At 61.3% G+C, this 26,664-nt stretch carries 25 protein-coding genes; 16 read left to right on the forward strand and 9 right to left on the reverse strand.

The genetic code is table 11. The annotated features are described in order from the left end of the window. Positions 1 to 64 precede the first annotated feature (64 nt). The 3 genes from EGI20_RS07260 (at position 65) to EGI20_RS07270 (ending at position 2,063) form a co-directional block, all read left to right on the forward strand. A complete protein-coding gene (locus tag EGI20_RS07260; RefSeq protein ID WP_498630908.1) occupies positions 65 to 169 on the forward strand; it encodes a hypothetical protein in 105 nt (34 codons plus the stop codon). Next, the gene (locus EGI20_RS07265) at positions 141 to 608 is read left to right on the forward strand and encodes an RDD family protein (protein WP_498630866.1); all 468 of its coding nucleotides are present in this window, start codon (positions 141 to 143) and stop codon (positions 606 to 608) included. Before EGI20_RS07260 ends, EGI20_RS07265 begins: the two co-directional genes overlap by 29 nt. A 165-nt stretch (positions 609 to 773) precedes the next feature. Then, the gene (locus tag EGI20_RS07270; RefSeq protein WP_124735076.1) at positions 774 to 2,063 is read left to right on the forward strand and encodes an NCS2 family permease; all 1,290 of its coding nucleotides are present in this window, start codon (positions 774 to 776) and stop codon (positions 2,061 to 2,063) included. A 57-nt stretch (positions 2,064 to 2,120) separates the two neighbouring features. Here EGI20_RS07270 and guaD read toward each other — a convergent pair whose 3' ends face one another. Then, on the reverse strand, positions 2,121 to 3,419 hold the full coding sequence (gene guaD / locus EGI20_RS07275; protein WP_498630868.1) for a guanine deaminase: 1,299 nt from the start codon (positions 3,417 to 3,419) through the stop codon (positions 2,121 to 2,123). A 111-nt stretch (positions 3,420 to 3,530) separates the two neighbouring features. Here guaD and EGI20_RS07280 point away from each other — a divergent pair, with 111 nt between their 5' ends. Continuing rightward, on the forward strand, positions 3,531 to 4,031 hold the full coding sequence (locus tag EGI20_RS07280) for a MarR family winged helix-turn-helix transcriptional regulator (RefSeq protein ID WP_498630870.1): 501 nt from the start codon (positions 3,531 to 3,533) through the stop codon (positions 4,029 to 4,031). Between the two features lie 35 nt (positions 4,032 to 4,066). Here the strand turns inward: EGI20_RS07280 and EGI20_RS07285 are convergent, their stop codons facing one another. The 3 genes from EGI20_RS07285 to EGI20_RS07295 all read right to left on the reverse strand — a co-directional run bounded on the left by EGI20_RS07285 (position 4,067) and on the right by EGI20_RS07295 (position 8,239). Further along, positions 4,067 to 5,713, reverse strand: coding sequence for a methyl-accepting chemotaxis protein (locus tag EGI20_RS07285; protein ID WP_498630872.1), 1,647 nt, complete (start codon positions 5,711 to 5,713; stop codon positions 4,067 to 4,069). Between the two features lie 193 nt (positions 5,714 to 5,906). After that, entirely contained in the window at positions 5,907 to 6,524 is a 618-nt protein-coding gene (locus EGI20_RS07290; protein WP_498630874.1) for a lytic transglycosylase domain-containing protein, read from the reverse strand. Beyond that, positions 6,524 to 8,239 carry a proline--tRNA ligase gene (locus EGI20_RS07295; RefSeq protein WP_498630876.1) on the reverse strand — a complete coding sequence of 572 codons (1,716 nt, stop codon included), beginning with the start codon at positions 8,237 to 8,239 and terminating at the stop codon, positions 6,524 to 6,526. The genes EGI20_RS07290 and EGI20_RS07295 overlap by 1 nt, the downstream gene beginning before the upstream one ends. 171 nt (positions 8,240 to 8,410) lie before the next feature. Between EGI20_RS07295 and ycaO the strand changes: the two genes are divergently transcribed. From ycaO to tal, 10 genes are all read left to right on the forward strand, one after another. After that, positions 8,411 to 10,114: a 30S ribosomal protein S12 methylthiotransferase accessory factor YcaO gene (gene ycaO, locus EGI20_RS07300; protein ID WP_498630878.1), complete on the forward strand. Its 1,704-nt coding sequence runs from the start codon at positions 8,411 to 8,413 to the stop codon at positions 10,112 to 10,114. A 181-nt stretch (positions 10,115 to 10,295) separates the two neighbouring features. Continuing rightward, positions 10,296 to 12,164: a low affinity potassium transporter Kup gene (gene kup, locus EGI20_RS07305; RefSeq protein WP_498630880.1), complete on the forward strand. Its 1,869-nt coding sequence runs from the start codon at positions 10,296 to 10,298 to the stop codon at positions 12,162 to 12,164. 245 nt (positions 12,165 to 12,409) lie between these two features. Then, a complete protein-coding gene (locus EGI20_RS07310; protein WP_498630882.1) occupies positions 12,410 to 13,558 on the forward strand; it encodes an ABC transporter substrate-binding protein in 1,149 nt (382 codons plus the stop codon). Between the two features lie 337 nt (positions 13,559 to 13,895). Beyond that, positions 13,896 to 14,912, forward strand: a complete 1,017-nt coding sequence (locus EGI20_RS07315; protein ID WP_498630884.1) for an ABC transporter ATP-binding protein — start codon at positions 13,896 to 13,898, stop codon at positions 14,910 to 14,912. Beyond that, positions 14,909 to 15,862, forward strand: coding sequence for an ABC transporter permease (locus tag EGI20_RS07320; protein ID WP_498630886.1), 954 nt, complete (start codon positions 14,909 to 14,911; stop codon positions 15,860 to 15,862). The genes EGI20_RS07315 and EGI20_RS07320 overlap by 4 nt, the downstream gene beginning before the upstream one ends. Then, positions 15,852 to 16,658: an ABC transporter permease gene (locus EGI20_RS07325; protein ID WP_498630888.1), complete on the forward strand. Its 807-nt coding sequence runs from the start codon at positions 15,852 to 15,854 to the stop codon at positions 16,656 to 16,658. Before EGI20_RS07320 ends, EGI20_RS07325 begins: the two co-directional genes overlap by 11 nt. Positions 16,659 to 16,669: 11 nt before the next feature. Continuing rightward, a complete protein-coding gene (locus EGI20_RS07330) occupies positions 16,670 to 18,094 on the forward strand; it encodes a gamma-aminobutyraldehyde dehydrogenase (RefSeq protein WP_498630890.1) in 1,425 nt (474 codons plus the stop codon). Between the two features lie 351 nt (positions 18,095 to 18,445). Continuing rightward, the gene (gene phoB / locus EGI20_RS07335) at positions 18,446 to 19,135 is read left to right on the forward strand and encodes a phosphate regulon transcriptional regulator PhoB (RefSeq protein WP_124735063.1); all 690 of its coding nucleotides are present in this window, start codon (positions 18,446 to 18,448) and stop codon (positions 19,133 to 19,135) included. A 7-nt stretch (positions 19,136 to 19,142) separates the two neighbouring features. After that, complete coding sequence (gene phoR / locus EGI20_RS07340) at positions 19,143 to 20,462, forward strand: phosphate regulon sensor histidine kinase PhoR (protein WP_498630892.1); 1,320 nt, start codon at positions 19,143 to 19,145, stop codon at positions 20,460 to 20,462. 130 nt (positions 20,463 to 20,592) lie between these two features. Next, positions 20,593 to 21,654, forward strand: coding sequence for a transaldolase (tal, locus tag EGI20_RS07345; protein ID WP_498630894.1), 1,062 nt, complete (start codon positions 20,593 to 20,595; stop codon positions 21,652 to 21,654). Positions 21,655 to 21,713: 59 nt separating this feature from the next. Here the strand turns inward: tal and EGI20_RS07350 are convergent, their stop codons facing one another. Further along, entirely contained in the window at positions 21,714 to 22,235 is a 522-nt protein-coding gene (locus tag EGI20_RS07350; protein ID WP_498630896.1) for a hemerythrin domain-containing protein, read from the reverse strand. A gap of 118 nt (positions 22,236 to 22,353) precedes the next feature. Between EGI20_RS07350 and ampD the strand changes: the two genes are divergently transcribed. Both ampD and EGI20_RS07360 read left to right on the forward strand, forming a co-directional pair. After that, a complete protein-coding gene (ampD, locus tag EGI20_RS07355; RefSeq protein WP_498630898.1) occupies positions 22,354 to 22,923 on the forward strand; it encodes a 1,6-anhydro-N-acetylmuramyl-L-alanine amidase AmpD in 570 nt (189 codons plus the stop codon). A gap of 252 nt (positions 22,924 to 23,175) precedes the next feature. Then, a complete protein-coding gene (locus tag EGI20_RS07360; RefSeq protein ID WP_498630900.1) occupies positions 23,176 to 23,922 on the forward strand; it encodes a sporulation protein in 747 nt (248 codons plus the stop codon). A 142-nt stretch (positions 23,923 to 24,064) separates the two neighbouring features. Here EGI20_RS07360 and yedA read toward each other — a convergent pair whose 3' ends face one another. The 4 genes from yedA to EGI20_RS07380 all read right to left on the reverse strand — a co-directional run. Further along, positions 24,065 to 24,940 (reverse strand): drug/metabolite exporter YedA, encoded by an 876-nt coding sequence (yedA, locus tag EGI20_RS07365; RefSeq protein ID WP_498630902.1) that lies wholly within the window; start codon positions 24,938 to 24,940, stop codon positions 24,065 to 24,067. A gap of 78 nt (positions 24,941 to 25,018) precedes the next feature. Next, the gene (gene tolQ, locus EGI20_RS07370; protein WP_124735055.1) at positions 25,019 to 25,687 is read right to left on the reverse strand and encodes a protein TolQ; all 669 of its coding nucleotides are present in this window, start codon (positions 25,685 to 25,687) and stop codon (positions 25,019 to 25,021) included. 16 nt (positions 25,688 to 25,703) lie between these two features. After that, positions 25,704 to 26,267 carry an L-threonylcarbamoyladenylate synthase type 1 TsaC gene (gene tsaC / locus EGI20_RS07375; RefSeq protein ID WP_498630904.1) on the reverse strand — a complete coding sequence of 188 codons (564 nt, stop codon included), beginning with the start codon at positions 26,265 to 26,267 and terminating at the stop codon, positions 25,704 to 25,706. Between the two features lie 143 nt (positions 26,268 to 26,410). Further along, the coding region (locus EGI20_RS07380) for a phosphoribosylglycinamide synthetase C domain-containing protein (protein ID WP_498630906.1) at positions 26,411 to 26,664 on the reverse strand (254 nt) is incomplete at its 5' end.

Below are 26,664 nucleotides of genomic sequence, written 5' to 3' on the forward strand. Positions count from 1 at the left end.
AGCACCTGCCCTCATCCATGCCGCGCTGGCCTTATTGCCGGACGCAGACCGGCAGGCCTATCTATTGCGCCACTGGCTGGGGTTCAGTCCGCAACAAGCGGCACAAAGCATGGCACTTTCGTCCCGCGCCCTTGCCCGGCATGAGCACGCTGGCCGCCTTGCTGTATGAAGTGCTGCTCACCGCAGCCGTACTTTTGGCGATCGCCACTCTGCTGACCCCCCTCAAGGCCGTGCTGGGCGCAAGCCCGCTGGCCGAGTTGCTGTTCCGCCTTTTGCTGGCCGGCCTGCTGTTTGCCTATTACGGCTGGTGCTGGGTCAAGGGCGGACAGACGCTGGCGATGAAAACCTGGCGTCTGAAGCTGGTGCGTGCCGATGGCGCGGCGCTTGACTGGCCGCTGGCTTTGCGCCGCTACCTGATTGCGCTGGCGCTGTTTGTCGGCGTGCCGGCGCTGGCCTATGCAGGCTGGAGCCGCAGTCTGGGAGAAAGCGCGCCTTTCTGGCTCGCCCTGGTCTGGTTGCCGCTACCCTTTATCGCCCGCGGCATAGACCCGGAAAAACGCAGCCTGCACGACAGGCTGGCCGGAACACGGGTGGTGTGCCTGAAGTAAGTGCATGACAGGGAAGGGGGAACGCCCCATTCCCCATTCCCCATTCCCCATTCCCCCTCTATACTTGCGCCCCGACGGAGCGGGTGCCGGATATCTGCCGGCTGCCCGCCTAGCGCCTGACTGTAGCTCAGGTTTTGCCCACCTTAATCTCTCCGGAAATCACGCATGCTGGAAAAGCTATTCCACATCCGTGCGCAAGGCTCGTCCGTGCGCACCGAAATCCTCGCCGGTTTCACCACCTTCCTCACCATGTCGGCCATCCTGTTCGTCAACCCGGACATCCTCGCCGCCGCCGGCATGGACCATGGCGCCGTGTTCGTCGCCACTTGTCTGGCCGGCGCCATCGGCTGCCTGCTGATGGGCCTCTTAGCCAACTACCCGATCGGCCAGGGGCCGGGCATGGGCATCAACGCTTTCTTCGCCTTCGGCCTGGTCAAGGGCATGGGACTGCCATGGGAGACAGCGCTGGGCGCGGTGTTCCTGTCCGGCATCCTGTTTATTCTGGTGAGCCTGTTCAAGGTGCGCGAGTGGTTCGTCAACGCCATTCCCGCCTGCCTCAAGCATTCGATCTCGGCCGGCGTCGGCCTGTTTATCTCGCTGATTGCACTGCAACAGGCCGGCATCGTCGTCGCCAGCCCCGACACCATGCTGGCACTGGGGCCGCTGGGCACGCCATCGGTACTGCTGGCGGCATTCGGCTTTTTACTGATGGTGGTACTCGACCGCCGCGGCGTGCCTGGCGCCATCATTATCGGCATCCTGACCGTCACCGCGATCTCGGTGGCGCTGGGTTACACGCCATATGGCGGCATCGTCTCGGCCCCGCCCTCGCTGGCACCGACCTTCCTCAAGGCCGACATCCTCGCAGCCTTGCATCCGGCGGTGCTGGGCGTGGTGCTGTCCTTCTTCCTGATGAGTCTGTTTGAGACCTCGGGCACGCTGATCGCCATTGCCGAGCGCGGCAACTTCCTCGACAAGGACGGCCATCTGCCACGCCTCAAGCGCGCACTACTGGCTGACTCGACCGCGATCAGCGCCGGGGCACTGCTGGGCACCTCCAGCACCACCAGCTATATCGAGTCGACCACCGGCATCGCCGCCGGCGGCCGCACCGGCCTCACCGCCGTGGTCATCGCCGGCCTGTTTATCGCCGCCCTGGTATTCGCGCCGCTGGCAGCGATGGTGCCGGGCTACGCCACTGCACCGGCGCTCTTGTACGTCGCCATCCTGATGCTCAGGAGCCTCACCCATCTGGAGTGGGACGAGCTGACCGAAACCGCACCGGCCATCGCCTGCATCACCACCATGGCCTTCACCTTCTCCATCGCCGACGGCATCGCCTTCGGTGCCATCACCTATGTGATCACCAAGCTGGCCACCGGCCAGGGCAAGCAGCTGTCCTTGCCCATCGTGGTGATCGCCGGCCTGTTTATCGCGCGCTATCTGTTTCTTTAAAAAACAGGGAGTGGGGAGTAGTGAACGGGGAGTATTCCCACTCCCTACTCCCCAGCCTCAACCGTGCACCCGGCGGCCGGCGATATAGGTCGCCGCGATGGCACGGTCGTCGCCCAAGGTCATCTGCACGAACAAGGCCTCGTGGATATCGCGCGCGTACTTCATGCGGTACTCGATGATCGGCGTCGACTTCAGGTTCAACACGGCAAGGTCGGCCTCCTTGCCCACTTCGATACTGCCTATCTTGTCCGCCAGGCCCAGCGCCTCGGCGGTGCCGCGGCTGGCGAGATAGAAGGCATGGCCGGCAGACAGTGCAAAACCGTTCAGCTGTGCCGCCTTATACGCTTCGTTCATGGTCTGCAGCATGGAAAAGCTGGTGCCGGCGCCAAGATCGGTCGCCAGACCCACCTTGACCGGATGGCGCGCATCGCGCGCCTGCTTGATGTTGAAACAGCCGGAGCCAAGGAAGAAGTTGGAGGTCGGGCAGTGCGCAATAGCCGTGCCGGTGCCGGACAACACCTCAAGCTCGGCCTCGGACAGGTGGATGCCATGGCCGTAGATCGCGCGTTCGCGCAGCAAACCAAAGCGGTGGTAGACGTCGGTATAGTCGCGGCACTCGGGAAACAGCGACTTCACCCACTCGACTTCGCCGCGGTTTTCCGACAGGTGCGACTGGATCAGCGTACTCGGGAATTCTGCCGCCAGCGCACCGACCATTTCCAGCTGCTCAGGGCTCGACGTTGGCGCGAAACGCGGGGTGATCACATATTCGGCGCGGCCTTTGCCGTGCCAGCGCTCTATCAGCGCCTTGGATTCGTCGTAGGCGCGCTGCGGCGTGTCGAGCAAAGCAGCGGGCGCATTGCGGTCCATGCACACCTTGCCGGCCATGATGCGCATATCGTAGCGGGCAGCCTCTTCAAACAGCGCATCCACCGACTGCGGGAACACGGTGCCGAACACACAGGAACTGGTGACGCCGTTTCTGTGCTGTTCTTTCAGGAACACCGACGCGACTTCGGCGGCGTGCGCTTTGTCGGCGAAACCCTGCTCGGTGATAAAGGTGTAGTTGTTCAGCCAGTCGATCAGCTGCTCGCCGTAGGCGGCGATCATCTCGGTCTGCGGATAGTGCACATGGCTGTCGATAAAGCCGGGCAGGATCACGCTGTCGGTATAGCGCGTGACTTCAAGCCCTGCGGGCAGGGTAGGCAGGAGGGTGGCGGCAGGGCCGACAGCGGCAATCTTGCCGTCTTCCATCACCACGATGGCGTCTTCTTCGAACACCATGCAATCCTGCATGTCGCGCACAAACGGATCGTCCTTGAAGGTGAGCAGCGCGCCGCGAATGGCTGTTTTCATCGTTATATATTTTCAAACAAAGAATCTTTCTATCAAAATTCTTCATCTGACGCAAAAAAACCCGTACATGTTAAGCTTACGACATTGTTAATCCACCCTGAGTCTGCCTGTATGAGCACCTCTACCCCCGACCAGATAGACCAGATCGTTGCACTGTGGCGCGCGGTCCGTCCCGACCTTGATCCCTCGTCGACCGAAGTCATCGGCCGCATTGCACGCATGGAATATTTCATCACCCGCCGCGTGCTGCAGGATCTGGCGCTACACCAGATCAATGTCGGCGAATTCGATGTACTGGCCGCACTCAGGCGTGCGGGTGCGCCATTCCAGCTGTCGCCGGGGCAATTGCAGAATATGGTATTGATTTCGTCCGGTGCGCTGACCAACCGTATCAACCGGCTGGAAAAGGCAGAGCTGGTGACACGCCGCACTGACCCGAACGACAGGCGTGGTGTCATTGTCACGCTGACAGACAAGGGGCTTACGGTGATAGAAGATGCAGTCAGCCACCATCTGGCCGCCGAGGCGGAACTGCTGGAGCCGCTGGATCAAGCCGAACGCGTGCAACTGGCGGCGCTATTAAAGAAGCTATTGCTGGCGCAAAAGGATTAAGAGGCCGGGCAAGCCGGCCTCTTAAAGAACAGGGGTCAGGTACGGAAACGACCGATTTCCAAGTCCAGTTCACTGGACAGTTTGGATAGCTCGCTAGCCATGGTGGCCGACTCGGCCACCGAGCGGCTATTGCTCTCGCTCATCTGGGCAATGTGCTCCACACTGCGCGCCGCCTCCTGGCTGGCATGGCTCTGCTCCAGCATCGCAGAGGCAATCTCGTCGGTCTTGCCCAGTACCTGGGCCGATAGTTCGCGTAGCATCTCCAGCGTGTCGGCCACGGTACGGCTCAGTTCGACCCCGCTGCTGACCTGCCCGGCCGCCTGCTGCATGCTGGCAACAGCGGTCTTGGTTTCGCCCTGCACCAGAGAAATCTTGGACGAGATTTCATTGGTCGCCTGCGCGGTGCGCTCGGCCAGCTTGCGCACCTCATCCGCGACGACGGCAAAACCACGCCCGCTCTCGCCGGCACGCGCCGCCTCGATGGCAGCATTCAACGCCAACAGATTGGTCTGCTCAGCGATCTCGCGGATCACGCCGACAATGCTGCCGATCTCGCTGGAACGCTGGCTCAGCGTGGCAATACTGCCTTCGGAAATGCGGATCACCTTGGCGATTTCCGCCATTTCCGCCGCAGCCTGACCGGCTACGCGGCTGCCCTCGACCGACATTTCCATGCTGGAGCGCGCTTCGCCTGCCATCTGCGACGCGTGCTCGGCCACACGGGCGATGCCTGTCGTCATCTGTTCGACCACGGCAGCCGTCGACGACGAGGCATCCGCCTGTTCGTTAGACGCTTCGGTAATGCGTGATGCAACGTCCGACATCGAGCGGGAGGTCGCACTGACACGCTGCGAATCGCTACGGGTACGCTCGACAAAAGTCGACAGATTAGCCAGCAAAGTGGACAGTGCGCGCGCCGTCGCGCTGACTTCATCCTGCCCCGAGGTATCGACCCGTATCGTCAGGTCATTCTGTGCCGCCGCCTGATGCATGCTCGCTTGCAGCACACCCAGCGGACGGGTGATAGAGCGCACGATCAGCACCGCCAGCAACACCCCCAAGATCAGTGCCAACGCCAGCGCACCCAGCATGACGTTGCGGATCTGGCCTAGCATCTCTTCCTGCTTGCCATCTGCCTCATCGATATAGCCATCGGCCAGTTCACGCAAGGCTTCCACCTGATCGCGCAAGGCATATAGCTGGGTCTTGAACGGCGCAATCGCAGCATCGGCATGGTTGGCCTGGGTAATTTCGCCCGATTGCAGCTTCAGGTACAGCGCCTCCATCCCCTGGCGATAGGCGTCAATATTACCCTCCAGCGCAGCAAGCTCGCCCTGCTTATCCGCCAGACGCATCAGGGTGCGTGCCTCTTTGACGCTTGCGCTCAGCGCCGCCACGCTCTTGTCGAACTTGACCTTGGTCGAGGCCAGCGTTTTTTCGCTATCCACCGGATTACCCAGACTCAACAGAACGTCTTTCTCCGCCTGGCGCACGCGCAGCATATCGCTCTCCAGCTGGTCCATCTGCCGGCTGAATGCGAAGTCGTTATCCAGCAACTCCTCGATATTGACATCAACCTTGTACAGTGCAGCCAGACCGACGCCACCCAGCATAGCAACGAACAGCAGCAGGCTGCAGGCCAGCAAAGCTACGCGTTGGCCTATGGTCATCTTTTTCAGCATCCGGCTTCCCTTCAATTCTGCAAATCAAGGTTGTTATTTATCAAACTCGCGCATAATTACATAAAAATGCCATATGTGCATGACTATAGATGCCATTAACGATGGCTCATCACAGGCTATTGAAAACACAGGGAAAAAACCCAGAGACTAGAGAAGCGCTATCTGCATAAAAAAACCCGCCATTGGCGGGTTTCTAAGGCAAAGAGGTCTGCCGCAGCGTAGCGGGAGGCGACCACGACCAGTTTTTCTGCCATGCACCCCGCACCATGTCCGGATACTCGGCGCGGCCACGGCTGCCGTTGTAGCGTCCCAAGGCCAGAAACAGATTGCCTTTTTCGCGGTCGATGTAATGGCGCAGGATGGCACAGCCGTAGCGCAGATTGGTGGTGAGATCGAACAGGTTGTGCTCGGGTGTGCCTATGCTGCGCGTCCAGAACGGCATCACCTGCATCAAGCCCCGCGCGTCGGCACTGGAGACCGCATATTTCTTGAAACCGCTCTCCACCTGAATCAGGCCCAGTACCATCTGCGGATCGAGACCAGCGCGGGTCGCTTCGTAGTGGATGGCGGTCAGCAGACGCTCGCGCGTCCACGCATCCGGTATGCGTTTTTCCAGCCGCCGCGACATCTCTGCCAACCAGGCCTGCCCTTCGCGTGGATTGTCGAACACCAGCCGCGGCGCGTTGACGTCACCGACGCTGCGGCGCAAGGCCGAAGCGACGGTGTGCGACAGATCTTCCTCGCGCTGCGCACCCGCCCATGCCGGCATCACCAGCGTGGCAAGCAACAGGCTGATGGCGGCGTAACGCATCAAATGCCGAGTTTGCCGAACATGAAGTCAAGCACATCGGCGGCGGCCAGCTCGGTCTTGTCGGCATCGCGGCGATGCTGGTACTCGACCTTGCCTTCCTTCAGGCTGCGGTCACCGATCACCACGCGGTGCGGGATGCCGATCAGCTCGGAGTCGGCCAGCAGCACGCCCGGGCGCTCGTCACGATCGTCCAACAGCACATCCACCCCCTTGGCCAGCAGGCCCTGATACAAGGCCTCGGCCGCATCGGCCACGGCTTCGCTGCGCTTCATGCCCATAGGCACGATCACCACGGTGAATGGCGCCAGTGCATCGGTCCAGATAATGCCGCGCTCGTCGTGGTTCTGCTCGATGGCCGCGCCCAGAATGCGCGATACACCGATACCGTAGCAGCCCATTTCAAAGTGCTTGGGTTTGCCGTCCATATCGAGGAAGGTCGCGCCCATTTCCTTCGAGTACTTGGTCCCCAGATAGAACACATGGCCCACTTCAATGCCGCGCTGAATGGCCAGCACACCCTTGCCATCCGGTGAGGCATCACCCTCGAGCACATTACGGATATCGGCAACTTCTGGCTCGGGCAGGTCGCGGCCGAAGTTGACGCCGATCAGATGCACGTCATCCTCGTTACCGCCCACCACCATGTCAGCCATCACCGCCACACTGCGGTCGGCGTAGATCTTGCCCTTGAAACCGACCGGCCCCAGCGAGCCCGGCTGGGCGCCGAAGGCGGCGACGATGGATTCGGGCGCAGCAAAGGTCAGCGGCTTGGCCACACCGGCAAGCTTCTCGCCCTTGATTTCATTCAGTTCATGGTCGCCGCGCACCAAGAGCAGCACTGGCAGCTTGTCCTCGCCGTCGCCTTCGACCACCACCGCTTTGACCGTCTCTTTGATGTCGCAAGACAGGAAAGCCACCAGCTCGTCTATGGTTTTCACGCCCGGCGTGGAAACCTTCTGCATCTCGGCGCCTGGCGCCTGGCGTGCGCAGGCCGGGGCGAGCGCTTCGGCCAGCTCGATATTGGCGGCGTAATCAGAATCGGGGCAGTAGACAATAGCGTCTTCGCCGGTGTCCGCGATCACCTGGAACTCGTGTGAGCGGTCACCGCCGATGGCGCCGGTGTCGGCCGCCACGGCGCGGTAAGTCAGGCCCATGCGGTCGAACACGCGCTGGTAGGCGGCGAACATATTGTCGTAGCTCTTCAGCGCATCTTCGGCACTACGGTCGAAGGAGTAGGCGTCCTTCATGGTGAATTCGCGGCCACGCATCACGCCGAAACGCGGGCGGCGCTCGTCGCGGAATTTGGTCTGGATCTGGTAGAAATTCTTCGGGAGCTGGCGGTAGCTTTTCAGTTCGCCGCGCACGATGTCGGTCACCACTTCTTCCGAGGTCGGCTGGATCACGAAGTCGCGATCGTGGCGGTCCTTGAAGCGCAGCAGCTCTTCGCCCATCTTGTCCCAGCGCCCGGTTTCCTGCCACAGAGCCGCCGGCTGCACCACCGGCATCGAAATTTCGATGGCGCCGGCACGGTTCATTTCTTCACGCACGATGGCTTCGACCTTGCGCAAGGCACGCAGACCCATGGGCATCCAGCTATAGATGCCGGCGCCTACCTTGCGGATCATGCCGGCACGCAGCATCAGCTTCTGGCTGACGATATCGGCATCGGCCGGAGCCTCTTTCAGGGTAGAGATGAAGAACTGCGAAGCGCGCATGGGGAAACATCCTTGAAATTGCGTTAGATAGCGCGATTGTAGCGCCGGCGGGGCCAAGGGTGGAAGCCGGGTGTGCGCTGAGCCGGTCTGCGCCATCCGGTTTCCCTGCCTGACGGCCTGCGTGCTAAGCTGCGCGACCATTTAAGCATCTCCCCGCAGGAAGTACCGATCATGCAACATTTCATCCCCGGCAAAGACGCCGCCCTCGAAGACTCCATCGCCACCATGCAGGGCAAACTGGCTGCGCGCGGCTTCAATATCGAGGAAGTGTCCTGGCTCAATCCGGTCGACAACTGCTGGTCGGTGCATATCCGCGACCGCGACTGCCCGCTGCTGTTTACCAACGGCAAGGGGGCGAGCGAACTGGCAGCCCGTGCCAGCGCCCTGGGCGAGATGTTCGAGCGCCTGTCCTGCCATTATTTCTGGACCCATTTCTATCTGGGTGAAGAACGCGCCAATCGCCCCTTCGTCCATTACCCGCAAGAACGCTGGTTCACGCTGCCACAAGACGGCAGCTGGCCCGAGGGCCTGCTGAACGAAGACCTGCTGGCCTTCTACAACCCGGACGACGCCATCGAGGCGGCCACGCTGGTCGACCTCAATTCCGGTAATGGCGGGCGCGGCATCTGCGCCCTGCCTTACACCCGCGTGTCGGACGGCGAGCAAAGCTGGATACCGGTCAATATCATCGGCAACCTGTATGTCAGCAACGGCATGTCTGCCGGCAACACCCAGCCGGAAGCGCGCACTCAAGCGCTGTCGGAAATCCTTGAGCGCCATATCAAGTTCCGCATCATCGCCGAAGGCATCTGCCTGCCGGATGTGCCGGAAGATGTGATTGCCCGCTATCCGCGCATCGCCGCCGGCATCCAGGGCCTGCGCGACGCCGGCTTCGGCATTCTGGTAAAAGATGCTTCGCTGGGCGGGCGCTATCCGGTGATGAACGTCACCATGCTGCACCCGCACGATCAGGGTGTCTTCGCCAGCTTCGGTGCCCACCCAAGCTTCGAAGTGGCACTGGAGCGCGCGCTGACCGAACTGCTGCAGGGCCGCGCGCTGGATGCACTGGCCGGCGTCCCGGAAGCGGGCATGGATATGGATGAAGTCGCCAGCCCGTCCAATCTGGAAACCCACTTTGTCGACTCGGCCGGCATCATAGGCTGGCCCTTCCTCGCGGCCAAACCTGACTTTGCTTTCGAAGACTGGGATTTCAAGGGCAGCACGCAGCAGGATTACGAGTGTCTGTGCGCCATTATCCACGAGGACGAATTCGAGATTTATGTCTCCGACTTCACCGAACTGGGTGTCTACGCCTGCCGCATTCTGGTGCCGGGCATGTCCGAGATCTATCAGGTCGACGATCTGGAGTGGGAAAACAATAGCGTGGGCAACAGCGTCCGCCCCGCCATCCTGAATCTGCATGCGCTGGACGAGGCGGCCTGTACCGGACTGCTGCGCGAACTGCAGGTGCTGGGTCTGGCCGACCACCGCTCGCTGTGGGAGATTCTGGGCCTGGCTGTGCCGGAAGGCTCGGCCTGGAAAACCCTGCGCATGGGCGAGCTGAAAACCCTGCTGGCGCTGGCTTGCGGCGACAAGGCTGCCATCCGCGAAGGACTGGAATGGATACACCACTTCCGCCAGATTGCCGACTCGCGCTACCACGTCTACCGCTGCATCGAGACCCTGCTCGATCTGGATGGCGAAGGCGACTTCCGTCCTTCTCTGGCGCTGTTGTATGGCGCAGACACACTGGCGCTGGCCGAAGACCTGCTGGCACGACGCGAACGCTTCTTCGGCCTGTCCTCGCCGGGCCTGGCGCTCGAAGGGCTGGAGCTGCACCAGCGCCTGCTGCAGGCTTACGATAAGCTGTTCTGATCAGGCAGTCCCTCCCCCCTTGCGGCGGGAGGGCCGCAAGGCCCCGGCCATAGCCCAGGGAAAATTTTCTGCTACGCTGCAGGCGATACTTGGCGCACCGAATGCTTGAGAGTAAGCTGCGCGCTATTCATTATGGGTTGCTGCATTGCAACCTTCCCAATCACGGTTAAGTCTGGTTTCTATGCAGGTTCACAACAATAAAGCCATGGCCGGCATCACGCTGGCCGCGCTGGGCGTCGTCTATGGCGACATCGGTACCAGCCCGCTCTACACCCTGAAAGAATGCTTTTCCGGCCACTACGGACTGCTGCCTACCCACGACAATGTGCTGGGCGTACTGTCGCTGGTATTCTGGGAACTGATTCTGGTCGTTTCCATCAAGTATCTCGCCTTCGTCCTCATGGCCGACAACCGTGGCGAAGGCGGCATCCTGACACTGATGGCGCTATCCAAACGCAAGGTAGCCGGAACCCCCGGCTGGCTGCTGATGGTGATCGGTATCATGGGGGCCGGCTTCTTCTTCGGCGAGGTCATCATCACGCCGGCCATGTCGGTACTCTCCGCCGTCGAGGGACTGGGAGTGATCACCCCTACGCTCACTCCTTACATCCTGCCGATTTCACTTTCGGTACTCAGCGGTCTGTTCCTGATCCAGAAACACGGCACCGCCCGCGTCGGCACGCTGTTCGGGCCGGTGATGGGGATCTGGTTTTTGACGCTGGGTGCACTCGGCATCAATGGCATCATCACCAACCCCGAGGTACTGGGCGCACTCAACCCGGTCTGGGGTGTGCGCTTTATGGTCGATAACGGCATGATCGCCTTCCTGACGCTGGGCTCGGTGGTGCTGGCCATTACCGGTACCGAGGCGCTGTATGCCGACATGGGCCACTTCGGCAAAAGCCCGATCCGCCGCGCATGGTTCAGCCTAGTGCTGCCGGCACTGGTGCTCAACTATTTCGGTCAGGGCGCACTGATTCTGGCCGAGCCGGCCGCAGTTAAAAATCCGTTTTTCAATCTGGCACCGGACTGGGCCATGTATCCGCTGGTGGGTCTGGCCACCTTCGCCACCGTCATCGCCTCGCAAGCGGTGATTTCCGGCGTGTTCTCGCTGACTCGTCAGGCGGTACAACTGGGTTATATCCCGCGCATCTCGATCAGCCAGACCTCGGAAAAGGAAATCGGTCAGATCTATATCCCGATGATCAACTGGGCCTTGCTGGTATCCGTCATCATCGTGGTGGTGGCCTTCGGCAGCTCCAGCAATCTCGCCGCGGCCTACGGTATCGCGGTAACCGGCACCATGGTCATCACCACCTTGCTGGCCGCTACCGTTGCCTACCGCAACTGGCGCTGGTCATTGTGGGCCGTGGTACCGATGACGGCGCTATTCCTGTTCATCGATGTGCCGCTGTTTGCTGCCAATATCCACAAGATTACCGCCGGCGGCTGGCTGCCGCTGGCAATCGGTGCCGTGATGTTCATCCTGATGACCACTTGGAAACGTGGCCGCGAAATTCTGATGCAGCGGCTGGATGAACAGGCTCTGCCGCTGGATGGCTTTATCGAGAATATGGAAGCCTACCCGCCGACCCGTGTGGCCGGCACCGCCGTGTTCATGACCAGCTCCAGCCATGGCGTGCCACATGCCATGCTGCACAACCTCAAGCACAACAAGGTGCTGCATGAACGCGTGGTGTTGCTGACGATACGCACCAAGGACGAGCCCTATGTCGATCCCGAAGAGCGTCTGCAGATCAAGCAGTTGTCGGCGTCGTTCTGGCAGGTGCTGGCCGACTACGGCTACAAGGAAACGCCCGACGTCAACGCCATCCTCGACCAGTGCTCGGAGCAGGGCCTGGCTTTCGAGGTGATGGATACCTCGTTCTTCCTGTCGCGCGAGACGCTGATTTCGACCGACAGGCCGGGCATGGCGCGCTGGCGCGAAAAACTGTTTGTCGGCATGAGCCGCAATGCGCTCAAGGCGACCGACTTCTTCCAGATCCCGACCAACCGGGTGGTGGAACTGGGCGCCCAGGTCGAGCTTTAATTGCGGTCGATTTTTTAAACAGCCGCACCCACTATCAAGCAAGCCACATTCCCCCGCAGGATGTGGCTTGCTTTTTTGCTGCAAAAATCCGACAGCCCGCCCGCCCCCCCGTCTTTGCCCCGCACAAAAAATCCACAAGAAACTTTCTTTTTCGTCTGCTGTGCCCGATAAATTAAACACATGACATGCGCACGAAGATGCGCAGGCATGCTTGCCTTTGCCTTAAAAAATCGGAGACGAAATTCATGAGAGCGATCCCGCAGCTGATTGGCCTGACACTGGCCGCCACCACCCTCACCACCATCGCCGCTCCCCTTAGCCAGATCGGTAAAGGCGAAGGCCGGCTCGACATCATCGCCTGGCCCGGCTATCTGGAGCGTGGCGAGTCGGACAAGAGTTATGACTGGGTGACGCCGTTTGAAAAGGCCACCGGCTGCAAGGTCAACGTCAAGACGGCCGCCACCTCGGACGAGATGGTCAGCCTGATGAATAAAGGCGGCTACGACCTGGTCACCGCCTCCGGCGATGCCAGCCTGCGTCTGGTGTACGGCAAGAAGGTGCAGCCGATCAATCTTGCGCTGATTCCAAGCTACAAGCAGGTCGACAAGCGCCTGCAGGGTGCGCCGTGGTATACGGTAGCCGGTCAGAGTTATGGCGTGCCCTATCAGTGGGGCCCGAATGTACTGATGTACAACACCAAGATCTTCAAGACCCCGCCGGCCTCATGGGCCGTGGTATTCGAGCCGCAAAACCTGCCCGACGGCAAACCGAACAAAGGCCGCATCCAGGCCTACGACGGCCCGATCTATATCGCCGATGCTGCGCTCTATTTGAAAAGCAAACGTCCGGATCTCGGCATCAAAGACCCGTACGAGCTGAACGAAAAGCAGTACGCCGAAGTGATCAAGCTGCTCAAGCAGCAAAACACGCTCAAGCACCGCTACTGGCACGATGCGACCGTGCAGATGAGCGATTTCAAAAACGAAGGCGTGGCCGCTTCGGGCTCGTGGGACTATCAGGTCAATGCGCTCAAGGGCGAGAAACAGCCGATTGCATCGACCATTCCCAAAGAAGGCGTCACCGGCTGGGCCGATACCACCATGCTGCACGCCGATGCCAAACACCCGTCCTGCGCCTACCAGTGGATGGAATACTCGCTGAATCCCAAGCTGCAGTCGGCACTGGCCGAATGGTTCGGTTCCAACCCGGTCACTCCGGCTGCCTGCAAGGAAAAAACACCGGGCGGCAGCGATGTCTGCAAGACCAACGGCTTCGAGCGCTTCGACAAGGTGCACTTCTGGAAGACACCGCAAGCCAAATGCGCGTCGCAAGGCAGCTGCGTACCGTACAGCACCTGGACCCGCGACTACATCGGCGTGATGGGCGGCAAATAAGTACGTATCCGCTGCGCGGATGTTTTTTTCCTGCCGCTTCCGCGCGGCGGACGGGTTTCTTCCTTTTGTCTCGCCAAAAGGAAGAAACCAAGGAAAAGGCGACCCGAAGCCGCTCGAACCCCCGGGCAAAAATTCGCCCCCAAGGCGCCGCCAAACTCGCGATTTGCTACCGCAAATCGCTCAAACAGGAGGCGGCTTAAAACCTTGGGGCCAAACTTTTGCCCGGCTCGCGCCTACGGGGCAGGTGGCTGCCGACAACAGCGGCACAGCATATAACACCCGCTACTTTGCATCTGGGTTGATGTACACACAAAGCGCACTTATGAGGCTGCCTATCATGCCCCACGCCGTCACCTTCGACCACGTCAGCCGCCTGTTCGGCCAGATGCGTGCCGTCGACAATGTCTCGCTCACCATCAACGAAGGCGAGTTTTTCTCCATGCTAGGCCCTTCCGGCTCGGGCAAGACCACCTGCTTGCGCCTGATTGCCGGCTTTGAATTGCCAAGCTCGGGCCGTATCCTGATCGCCGACCAGGACGCCAGTGCGCTGGCGCCTTTCGAGCGCGATGTGAATACCGTATTCCAGGATTACGCGCTCTTTCCCACCATGGATGTACTGAATAACGTCGCCTATGGCCTGATGGTCAAGGGTGTCGGCAAGAAGGAACGTCTGGCGCGTGCCGAAGAGGCGCTATCCATGGTCGCACTGGCCGACTATGGCAGCCGCAAACCGGGCGAGTTGTCCGGCGGCCAGCGCCAGCGTGTGGCACTGGCGCGCGCATTGGTCGGCCGCCCGCGCGTCCTGCTGCTGGACGAACCCCTGGGCGCGCTCGACCTTAAGCTGCGCGAGCAGATGCAAAGCGAACTAAAGAGCCTGCAGCGCAAGCTGGGCATCACCTTTGTCTTTGTCACCCACGACCAGTCCGAAGCCCTGTCGATGTCGGATCGCGTGGCCGTTTTCGCCAAGGGCCGCATCGAGCAGATCGCCACGCCGCAGGATCTGTACGACAAGCCGGCCAGCCGCTTCGTCGCTGATTTTGTCGGCACCAGCAATGTGGTCGATGCGCCTTTGGCGCAAAGCCTCACCGGCCAGCGCCGTATATTCGCCATCCGCCCCGAGCGCATCCAGCTCGGTTGCGCAGGCGTCACGACAGAGCATGCCGTACGCGCCAAAGGCGTGGTGCGCGACATCGCCTTTCTCGGTGCAGTCAACCGCGTCGAGGTCGAGCTGGCGGACAAGGCGGTACTGACCGCGCTGACCCCCAGCTTCGGTAGCGCGCTGCCCCTTATCGGCAGCGAAGTCGAACTGGCATGGCGCGAAGATGCCATGCACTGGATCACGGAGGCGGCATGAGCAGCATGGCCATCACCCGAAACGGCACAACGGCAAAAAACGGGCTGGGACGGCGGATCTCGGCCTTGCTCTACCGCAAGCCGGTGTTGACCCTGCTATTGCTGCTGACACCGCCGCTATTGTGGTTCGGCGTGGTTTATCTGGGTTCGCTACTGGCACTGGTGCTGCAAAGCGGCTACACCTTCGACGACTTCACCATGCAGGTGACGCCGGTCTGGACGCTGGCCAATTATCAGGCGCTATTCGACAGCACCAATCTCGACATCATCCTGCGCACACTGTTTATGGCACTAGCGGTGTCATTGATGAGCGCCATACTGGCTTTTCCGCTGGCCTACTATATGGCGCGCCATGCACGCGGGGCCGAAAAGGCCTTTTTCTATGTGGCGGTGATGCTGCCGATGTGGGCCAGCTATATCGTCAAGGTCTATGCCTGGACCGTGCTGCTGGCCAAGGGCGGCATCAGCTGGTGGCTGATCGAAAAGCTGGGCATTACCCCGGCCTACGAGTGGATGCTCGCGCTGCCGCACGTGGGCGGCACCACACTGGCCACCTCCAACTTCGGCCGTTTCTGGGTGTTCGTCTATATCTGGCTGCCGTTCATGATTTTGCCGATACAGGCGGCATTGGAGCGGGTGCCGGAAAACCTGATCGCCGCCTCCAGCGACTTGGGCGCGCGCCCATGGCAGACCTTTGGCTACGTTATCCTGCCCATGGCGATACCGGGCGTGATCGCCGGCTCCATCTTCACTTTCTCGCTGACGCTGGGCGACTTCATCATCCCGCAGCTGATCGGCCCGTCCGGCCTTTATATCGGCAATATGGTCTACACCATGCAAGGCTCGATCGGCAATATGCCGATGGCGGCGGCTTTCACCGTCGTGCCCATTGTGCTGATCAGCATCTATCTGGCGATCTCGAAACGACTGGGGGCTTTCGATGCACTCTGAGCGTACACCCTGGGCCTTGCGCCTGGCGGCCTATGGCGGCCTCGCCTTCCTACATTTTCCGCTGCTGGTAATTTTTGCCTACGCCTTCAATACCGAAGAGAGCGCGTTCTCCTTCCCGCTACAGGGCTTTACCCTGCACTGGTTTAGCGATGCCTGGGCGAGGCCGGATATTTTCGCCGCCATCGTGCTATCGCTTAAAGTCGCCAGCGCCGCGACCGTGCTGGCCCTGGCCCTGGGCACGCTGGCGGCTATGGCACTATCGCGACGCCCCTTCTTCGGTAAAAACGCCATCACCTTGCTCTTGGTGCTGCCCATCGCCCTGCCCGGCATCATCACTGGCATCTCGCTGTTGACGGCGTTTAAAGTGGCCGATATCAACCCCGGCCTGCTGACCATTATCGTGGGGCACGCCACCTTCTGCGTGGTGGTGGTCTACAACAATGTGGTGGCGCGCTTGCGGCGCATGCCGATGTCGCACATCGAAGCCTCGATGGATCTGGGGGCGGACAGCTGGCAGACCTTTCGCCACATCGTGATGCCGGGTCTGGCCTCCTCCTTGCTGGCCGGCGGCATGCTGGCCTTTGCCCTGTCCTTCGACGAAATCATCGTCACCACCTTTACCGCAGGCGCAGAAGTGACGCTGCCTATCTGGCTGTTGAACCAGCTAGGGCGGCCGCGTGATGTACCGATTACCAATGTGGTGGCCATGACCGTGATGCTGATTACCACCTTGCCGATACTGGGGGCGTGGTATCTGACCCGAGACACAACCGACACCGCCGGCGGCGGGAAATAACAGGAGAAACCATGCAGACCAGAATGCTGATAGCCGGCGAACGCGTTGCCGGACAAGGGGAATCGCTGGCGGTGTGCTCGCCGGCAAGCGGTGAAGTGCTGACCCATATCGCCGAAGCGAGCGCCGAACAGGTCGAAGCGGCGGTAGCGGCCGCCGAAAACGCCTTTCATGCCTGGCGTGCCACGCCGCCGAAAGAGCGCAGCGAACACCTGCTGGCATTGGCCGACAAGCTGCTCGCCCACGGCGAAGAGCTGGCCATGCTGGAGTCGGCCAACTGCGGCAAGCCCTACGCCACGGTGCTGGCCGACGAGATTCCGGCCATTGTCGATGTATTCCGCTACTTTGCCGGTGCCTGCCGCAACCTGAACGCCACGGCAGCCGGCGAGTACCTGCCCGGCCACACCAGCTATATCCGCCGCGACGCCATCGGCGTGGTGGCCTCGATCGCGCCATGGAACTATCCACTGATGATGGCGGCGTGGAAGCTGGCGCCAGCGCTGGCTGCCGGCAACACCGTGGTGCTTAAGCCTTCCGAGCTGACACCGTTGACCACGCTCAGGCTATGCGACTTTCTCGCCGATGTTTTCCCGCCCGGCGTGGTCAATGTGGTATTCGGCCGTGGTGCCGAAGTCGGCAGCCCGCTGATTAGCGATGCGCGCGTACGCATGGTCTCGGTCACCGGCAGCATCGCCACCGGCCACCATGTACTGGCGGCCGCCCAGCACGGCATCAAGCGCACCCACCTCGAACTGGGCGGCAAGGCGCCGGTCATCATCCATGCCGATGCCGATCTGGATGCCGCCATCAACGCGGTGCGTGCCTTCGGCTTCTATAACGCGGGGCAGGACTGCACCGCCGCCTGCCGCCTGTATGTACATAAAAAGGTATACGAGAACTTCGGCGCCGATCTGGCCGATGCCGTAGCCGGCATCAAGGTCGGCACCCCGCGCGAAGAAGGGGTGGAAATGGGCCCGGTGATCAGTGCCGGGCATCTGGAGCGCATCGAAGGCTATGTCGAGCGCGCCCGCGCCAACCGCCATATCGAATGCCTGACCGGCGGCAACCGCATCAGCGGGCCTGGCAACTTCTTCCAGCCCACGGTGCTGGCCGGCGCGCACCCGCACGATGAAATCGTACGGCACGAAGTGTTCGGGCCGGTGATCAGCATGACACCGTTCGACGACAACGACGACGTGATCGCCTGGGCCAACGACTCCGACTACGGCCTGGCTTCCAGTGTATGGACACGCGACATCGGCCGCGCCATGGATGCCAGTGCCCGCCTGCAATACGGCTGCACCTGGGTCAACACCCACTTTATGCTGGCAAGCGAAATGCCGCATGGCGGACTGAAACAGTCGGGTTACGGCAAGGACATGTCAGTCTATGCGCTGGAAGACTACAGCGTGGTGCGGCATGTGATGATCAAGCACTGACTCGGGACTCGGGACTCGGGACTCGGGACTCGGGACTCGGGACTCGGGACTCGGGACTCGGGACTCGGGACTCGGGACTCGGGACTCGGGACTCGGGACTCGGGACTCGGGACTCGGGACTCGGGACTCGGGACTCGGGACTCGGGACTCGGGTTTCAGTGTTTAGAACCCACCAAACCACGTCAACACCACGAGTCCCGAATCCCGGCTCCCCGTTCCCAAAACACCAAATCCATCCTCCGCGAGTACATGCTTGCTATTCCCCATTCCACGCTTTTGCGTCAAACTGTCATATTGATGTCATGCTTTATCCCTATCCTTGTACCGAACAGAGATCGGGGACGCCTATTTATGCCAGCTACTATCCTGCTCGTCGAAGACGAGCCCGCCATTCAGGAACTGATCGCCTTCAACCTGACCCAAGCCGGCCATCATGTATTGCGCGCAGATAGCGCTGAAGCCGCACATGCCATGATACGGCAGGCACTGCCCGATCTGGTGCTGCTGGACTGGATGCTGCCCGGCGCCTCCGGCGTCGATATCGCCCGGCGCTTGCGCGCCGAAGAGCGCACCCGCACCATTCCCATCATCATGCTCACCGCACGCTCGGACGAGCAGGACAAGGTCGCCGGGCTGGAAACCGGCGCCGACGACTACATCACCAAGCCGTTCTCGCCGCGCGAACTGCTGGCCCGCATCAAGGCACTGCTGCGCCGGCGTGCACCGCAGATGACCGATGACGCCATCGAGGTCAACGGCCTGCGCCTGGACCCGGTCACCCACCGCATTACCATTGCCGGCAAGCCGCAGGACCTGGGGCCGACCGAATTCCGCCTGCTGCATTTCTTCATGACCCATGCCGAGCGCGTGCATTCGCGTACCCAGTTGCTGGATCAGGTCTGGGGCGACCATGTGTTTGTCGAAGAGCGCACCGTCGATGTGCACATCCGCCGCCTCAGAAGCGCACTGGAAGCGACCGGCCACGATGCGCTGATTCAGACCGTGCGCGGTACCGGCTACCGTTTCTCTACCCAGATGTGAGACTGTTTTGCGCGAATTCCTGCAACGCTCGCTGCTTTACGCAGCACTGATCACCATCCTGTCCCTGGTTTTTGCACTGGTGCTGGGGCTGACCGCCGCCCTGATCTGCGCGCTGGCTCTGCTCGGCATCTGGCTGTTTTTCCATCTGTGGCATGTGGCAAGGCTCACCGCCTGGCTGCACCATCCCAGCAGCCGCCATATTCCGGAAGGCTATGGCTCATGGTCCGGCATCTTCATGGCGCTTTACCGCCAGTCGCGCAAACAGGATGAAAGCCGCAAACGCCTGACCTCCACACTGGAGCGCTTTACCAATGCCGGCGAAGCCATGCCGGACGGGGTGATCGTCCTGAACGGTCACGACCGCATCGACTGGATGAACCCGATGGCGGTCGAGCATTTTGCGCTGGAGCGCGAACGGGATGTCGGCAGCCAGTTGCTCAACCTGATCCGCCACCCCGCTTTTCACAGCTATATGGCGGCCGGCAGCTTCAGCCAGCCGCTGACCATGGTGACCGGCCATGCGCGCGAACGCGTGCTGTCCATCCAGCTGGTGCCTTTCGATCTCACACACAAGATGCTGCTGTCGCGCGATATCACCTCGCTTGAGCGGGTGCAGACCGTACACCGCGACTTTGTCGCCAATGTGTCGCACGAACTCAGAACACCGCTCACCGTGGTCGGCGGCTTTATCGAAACGCTGTCGGATATGGAAGAAGTCAACCACGCCACCCTCAAGCACTTCCTGCCGATGATGATGGAGCAGTCGCGCCGCATGCAGCGACTGGTAGAAGACCTGCTGGTCCTGTCCAAACTGGAAAATGAACCTAAAACAGTCGAGTTCGACAAGGTCGATATGGATGCGCTGCTGGATACCTTGCTGATCGAGGCTGAAGGCCTGTCCCACGGCCGTCACCAGATTACGCTGGCCCAGCGCAGCCCCGACTGGCTGTGGGGCAATAGCCAGGAGCTGCACTCGGCCTTCGGCAATCTGGTGTCCAATGCAGTGCGCTACACCCCAGAAGGGGGCAGCATCACGCTGGCCTGGCAGGTGGACGCAAATGGTGCTCACTTCAGCGTCACCGATACCGGCATCGGCATTCCGCGCGAACATATCCCGCGCCTGACCGAACGCTTTTACCGCGTCGACCGGGGTCGTTCACGCTCCAGCGGCGGCACCGGCCTTGGCCTTGCCATCGTCAAGCATGTCGTCGCCCGCCACCGCGCCCGCCTTGAAGTGCATAGTCTGCCCGAACAGGGCAGCACCTTCAGTGTGAACTTCGGGCGCGAACATATCGCCACGGCTACCGATTCAGCGCATCAAGACTGACTTTTGGCATTTTAAATGCCGCGCAGCAATGCCAATGGGGATTTACACCACAACCATGATGGACAAGGCTTGGCACTCATGCGGGGCGCGGCTAGCATAGCCCGACATAACCGACGAAAAGATCCCAAGCATGAACCGTGTACGCGCCATTATCCCGTTCGGCCAGCGCATCTGGCTGGACAATCTGTCCCGTGAACTGATCGCCTCCGGCGAGCTGGCCCGTCTGCTCGCCGACGACGGCATTGCCGGTGTCACCTCCAACCCGGCCATTTTTTATAAGGCCATCGCCTCCGATGCGCGCTACCAGGATGACCTGGCACGCCTCAAGGCCGATGTGGCCTTAAGCGCCGAAGCGCGTTACGAAGCGCTGGTCGTACCCGACATTCAGGCCGCCTGCGACCTGCTCGCACCGCTTTACGCCAAAACTGACGGTGCCGACGGCTATGTCAGCCTGGAAGTTTCGCCACAACTGGCCCGCGACGAAGCTGGCACCCTCGCCGCCGCGCGCCGCCTGTGGGCGGAAGTTGCCCGCCCCAATGCGATGATCAAGATCCCGGCTACGCCCGAAGGCATACGCGCTTTTGAAGTGCTGACGCGCGAAGGCGTCAACGTCAATATCACCCTGCTGTTCTCCCTGCCGCAGGTAAACGCAGTGTGGGACGCCTATATTGCCGGCCTGAGCGCACGCTACGCCGACGGCAAGCCGCTGGCACATATCAAGGCAGTGGCCAGCTTCTTCCTGTCGCGCGTCGACTCGCTGCTGGATGCGCAGCTGCCGGCCGAGCTGCAAGGCAAGGCGGCGGTGTCGTTGTCCAAGGCGGCTTACGCCCGCTACCACGAACGCTTCCATGGCGAGGAATTCGCCGCGCTCAAAGCTGCCGGTGCCCGCCCGCAATACCTGCTGTGGGCATCGACCGGTACCAAGAACAAGGCCTACTCCGACGTGATCTATGTCGAGAGCCTGATCGGTGACGAAACCGTCAACACCACGCCGGATGCAACCCTGGCCGCCTTCCGCGACCACGGCGTCGCTGCCGCCACGCTGGCTACAGGCATGGATGAGGCCTTCAAGGTCTTGCGCGACGTGCAGGCGGCCGGTGTCGATATCGATGCGGCCGGCGAAAAACTGCAGGCCGACGGCCTCAAGCTGTTCGACGACGCGTTTGATGCGCTGCTGCAACTGACGGCGTGAAAATAGGGAGTAGGGAGTAAGCTCCCTACTCCCTACTCCCTACTACTCACTCCCTGCCCTTACCCCTGTCTGCGTGCGGCCATATGCTGGCCAGCGGCACGCATTTCCTCTTCGCTCAGGCTGGCGGCAGCCAGGGGAAACAGCCAGGCTTCTTCCATCACGGCATGCTCGCGGTACAGGCGCACAAAATCGACCACATCGATACGGCTGACGGCGGTCGCATCGCCATTGCGCAGCGCCAGCAAATCATCGCGTATCGCCTCCCAGCGCGACAGCAGATAGCCGTGTTCGGCCTGCAACTGCTCCAGCCGCGGCAATGCGGCAGGCACTTTCTGCCACAAAAGCGGAAATAGTTCGTCCTCTTCATCCTGATGGTGTTGCGGGCCGGCGATATCGAAGTAACGCACCACCGCATCCACCGTATTCACCACCGCCTCGTTTACCCCATGCTCGGTCACATAGGCCGGCAACTTTTCCAGCTGGTCGCAAAAACGGCGGATCTTGTCATGGCAGGCTTCCAGCATTTCCAGTGGCTGATCAAAAGAAGGCCCGGTCGGACCCAATGCATTCAGTGGCAACATGGTGTTTTCCTGCGCTTGAGAAGAATTGAAAAGAATGCCGGTTTGCACCCTAGCAGACTGCGGCTGCAATTTCGGCTAAATTGGCCAGCCCGAGCCGTGAGAATGGGCACATAGCACCATGCAGCAAAATACCGCACTGACACTATCCCCTGATGGATGGCTGGAGCAGGCACACTGCCTGCCTTCGCCCAATTGTAACGACTACGCGCCGGGCACGCAGCCCAGCTTGCTGGTGATCCACAATATCAGCCTGCCGCCCAATGAATACGGCGGCGATGGCGTCGTCCAGCTATTCACCAACACGCTGGACCCGGCCGAACATCCTTACTACGCCACCATCGCCCACTTGCGGGTATCTGCGCATTTCTTTATCCGCCGCGATGGCGAGCTCTTGCAGTTCGTGCCAGTGACTCGGCGCGCCTGGCATGCCGGCGTATCCAGCTTTGCCGGACGCGAATGCTGCAATGACTTTTCGATCGGGGTAGAAATGGAAGGCTCGGACTTCGAGCCGTTTTGTGAGGCCCAGTATGCGACGCTGAACCGGCTGATCGCGCGGCTAAGCGACACGCTGCCGCTGGTGGCCATCACCGGCCACGAACACATCGCCCCCGGCCGAAAGACCGATCCGGGGCCCTACTTCGAGTGGGATAGCGTAGAGGGTGGTTTGCCGCAGTGGAAAGGGCGGTAGATGCTTAGCCGCTGTCCCAACACTGTTCGCGCGTAGAGGCGGCAATTACCACTTTCGATCTGGCGCTGGCTTCCCCCGGTGATTGCGTGTTTCATGGGCATATTCTGTGTATCGGTCTGATCGTATTGCGGGGGTGCATCGGTACTCGAGGCAATTAATGTCATGAAATGGCTGGAACTGCCATGAATAGTGGGAGTCTGTCGAGTATCGGGGCCATCCCGTATCTAAAACAGCTCGTTAAAAAGGTGTGACATGTTCAAGAAATTACTCGCTGCAGTGGGTGTTGGCGGCGCCAAAGTGGATACCCGGCTGGATAACTCGCAACTGATGCCGGGCGCGACCCTGACCGGGCGCGTCGTGATCAGCGGTGGTCAGGCGAGTCAAGATATCGAGAAGATAGAGCTGGTACTGATGACCGAAGTCGAGGTTGAGTCGGGAGATAGTGAGCACAGGGAGGCGCGGGCGCTGGGCGTGCTACGGGTAGCCGAACGCTTGACGATAGCGGCGGGGGAACAGAAGGAGTTGCCGTTCAGCTTGCAATTGCCGCGCGAGACGCCGGTCAATATGCTGACCCATCACGGCCGGCCGGTGGCGGTGTGGATACACACTGATCTGGCGATCGCACAGGCGCTGGACAGTAATGACCGGGACTGGCTGGAGGTGGCACCACCGGCGCAGATGCAGGCGCTGCTGTCGGCATTCGAGGTGTTAGGCTGGGGCCTGTACCGTACCGATGTCGAGGCCGGCACAGCACACGCAGCCCATGTAGCCACGACTCTGGGGTGTTATCAGGAGCTGGAGCTGCGTCCCTATAGCGCGCAATGGCAACTGCAGGAAATAGAGCTGACGTTCGTGCCGGACGGGATGGGGTATCAGGTGCTGGTAGAGCTGGATGCGCGCTTCGGGCGTGATAGTTATCAGGTGCTTGGCATGGGTAGCGACTGGCAGCAAGTAGACTGGGTGCGGGTACTGCGCGAGCGTATTCCGGCGCTGGCTTAAGGCGAAGGGGTGGCTAAGCCACCCCTTGTCATTTGCGTTGCGGGCTCACGCCGGTCAGCGCCCTGAGTTCGCGGCGATGCTGACGCCAGCATCGTCTGGTGGCGTCGAAAGTTTGGGCAGCCAACCATTACAATAACTCTCCCTACCCTTTCTTCCAGCTGATCAGCAACACCGCGGTGACGATGATGGCCATCGCCACCATCTCATGCGCACCGACGTGTTCGCCCAGAAAGGCCACGCCCAATAGCACCGCGATAATCGGATTCACATAGGCGTAGCTGGTGGCAGCGGCGGCGGAGACATTTTTCAGCAGATAGAGATAAGCGCTGTAGGCGACAATCGAGCCGAACAGCACCAGATAGCCGATCGCCAGCCAACCCTGCAGCGGCGGCATGGCGGTGAGCTCCTCGCCCTTAAGCAGGCTGGCGATCAATAGCGAGCCGCCGCCGAACACCATCATCCATGCGCTGCCAGCGATGCCCGGCGGCTGCTTGAGGTGACGACTCCAGGCCGAGCCCAGTGCCCAGCCGGCCGATGCCAAGAGCAGCAGGATGGCGCCCTCGGGGCTGGCCCTGAGATTGGCACCCAGATTCAAAAACACCATGCCGGCAAAACCCAGCGCAATGCCGGCCCACTCCAGCTTTCTTGCCTTCTGGCCGAAGCCTTGCGCGAACAGGGTAGCGAACAGCGGCACCGTCGCCACCACCAGCGCGGCCACACCGCTGGACACATCCTTTTCCGCCAGCGTCACCAGCCCGTTGCCGACCCCCGGCATCAGTACGCCCAGAATGGCCGCACCCTTGAGCTCGGCCAGCGACGGCAGCGCCCATTGCCGGGTCAGCAGCAATACCCCCATCAGGATCAGGCCAGCAGTGAGGAAACGCAGCCCGGCCATCATGAACGGTGGCCAGTATTCGACACCGATGCGGATGGCGAAATAGGTCGAGCCCCAGATCACGTACAGACAGAAGAAGGAGGCAATCAGCAGCAGGCGATTGGGAGCGGGGGCAGCGGTCATGGAGGCTTTCATATAAGGGACGTCGGGATCCGGTAACCGGGACTCAGCTGCGGACCACGAGTCCCGAGCCCCGAGAGTTCAGCGCGTCGCCAGCCGCTGCAGGATGTTGGAAAACTCTTCCATATAGGTATCAAAGCGTGTCGCCAGACGGTCGACATCGGTGGCGAAGCGGTTATAGGCCACTACCGCCGGAATGGCGGCAAACAGGCCGATGGCGGTGGCGATCAGCGCCTCGGCAATGCCTGGCGCAACCGTCGCCAGCGTGGCCTGACCGGCGTTACCCAAGCCGATAAAGGCATGCATGATGCCCCACACGGTGCCGAACAGGCCGACATAAGGGCTGACCGAACCGACGGTAGCCAGAAAGGCATTGTGGCTTTCCAGCATGTCCAGCTCGCGCTGCGCGGTGGCGCGCATGGCGCGGCGGCTACCGTCCATCATGTCGGACAGTTCGGTGCCCGGGCGCCCGCGCAGCTTCAAGAATTCGGCAAAGCCGGCCTGGAAAATATTCTCCATGCTGCCGCGCTCGTGCTTGCGCGTGGCGTCCTCATACAGGCGGTTCAGGTCGGTTCCGCTCCAGAAGGCGCGTTCGAAGGTTTCGGTATCACGCTTGGCGCTACGCAGGGTAACGATCTTGTTGAAGATCAGCGCCCACGACAACACCGAGGTCAGCACCAGGCCGGCCATAACCAGCTGAACCACCAGACTGGCGTGAAGAATGAGACTGACGACGGAAAATTCCTGCATGGTAGTTCCTTGAGGCTTAACGCAGCACGCGGCCGCTTTCGAGATCGATGATGGTAGAAGGCTTGCGCCGCTTGCCCACACGTCCGGGCAGGGTCAGCACCGTGTCGCCGAAAGTACGCTGGCAAGCCGCGGAGGTGCGCAGCGACTTTTGCCCGGCAAGATTGGCCGAGGTCGACACCAGGGGGCCCAGCGCATGGCACAGGCTGGCGGTTTCACGGTGCGCCGTAACCCGCACGGCAATTTTCTGGTGCCGGCCGCGCAACAGCGGCAATACCTTGGGCGAGGCCGGAATCAAAAAGGTAGTCGGCCCGGGCCAGTAGCGCATCACGGTTTCACGCTCGGCAGCAGACAGCGGGCGAATCAGCGGCGCCAACTGCTCCAGGCTCGCCGCCACCACGATCAGGCCCTTGTGGTTGGGCCGGCCCTTGAGCGCAATCACCCGGCGCACCGCGCGCGCATTAAGCGGATCGCACCCCAGGCCGAAACAGGATTCGGTGGCGTAGGCAATCACCCCGCCCTCACGGTAAGCCGCACGCGCCTGAGCCAGCAGGCTAGCGGCGGGAAACTTTCTGATCTGCAAGATGAAATCGCCCAATTGATGAAGACGACATTGTAACGGGGATAGCCAGCAAGAGGGGAGCGGGAAATGGTAAAACCCGGCAACAGAAGCTTGGCACCTCCTCTCCCGGCAACGGGAGAAGAAGCGCCAGGCCGGTTACTGCTTTAGCGTCCGATGGCGCGGTAGCCGATGTCGCGGCGCAGCTGGCAACCGTCAAACTCGATCTGGTCTGCAACCGCATAAGCACGCGCCTGCGCATCAGCCACGGTGTCGCCCAGACCGACCGCGCACAGCACACGTCCGCCGGATACCACCGCTGCGCCATCTGCGTTCTGAGCCGTCCCGGCGTGGAACACCATGCCGTCGGCCGTCGCCGCCGGAATGCCGCTGATCACGGCACCCTTTTGCGGCGCATCCG

This window comes from Aquitalea sp. S1-19, assembly GCF_024343515.1.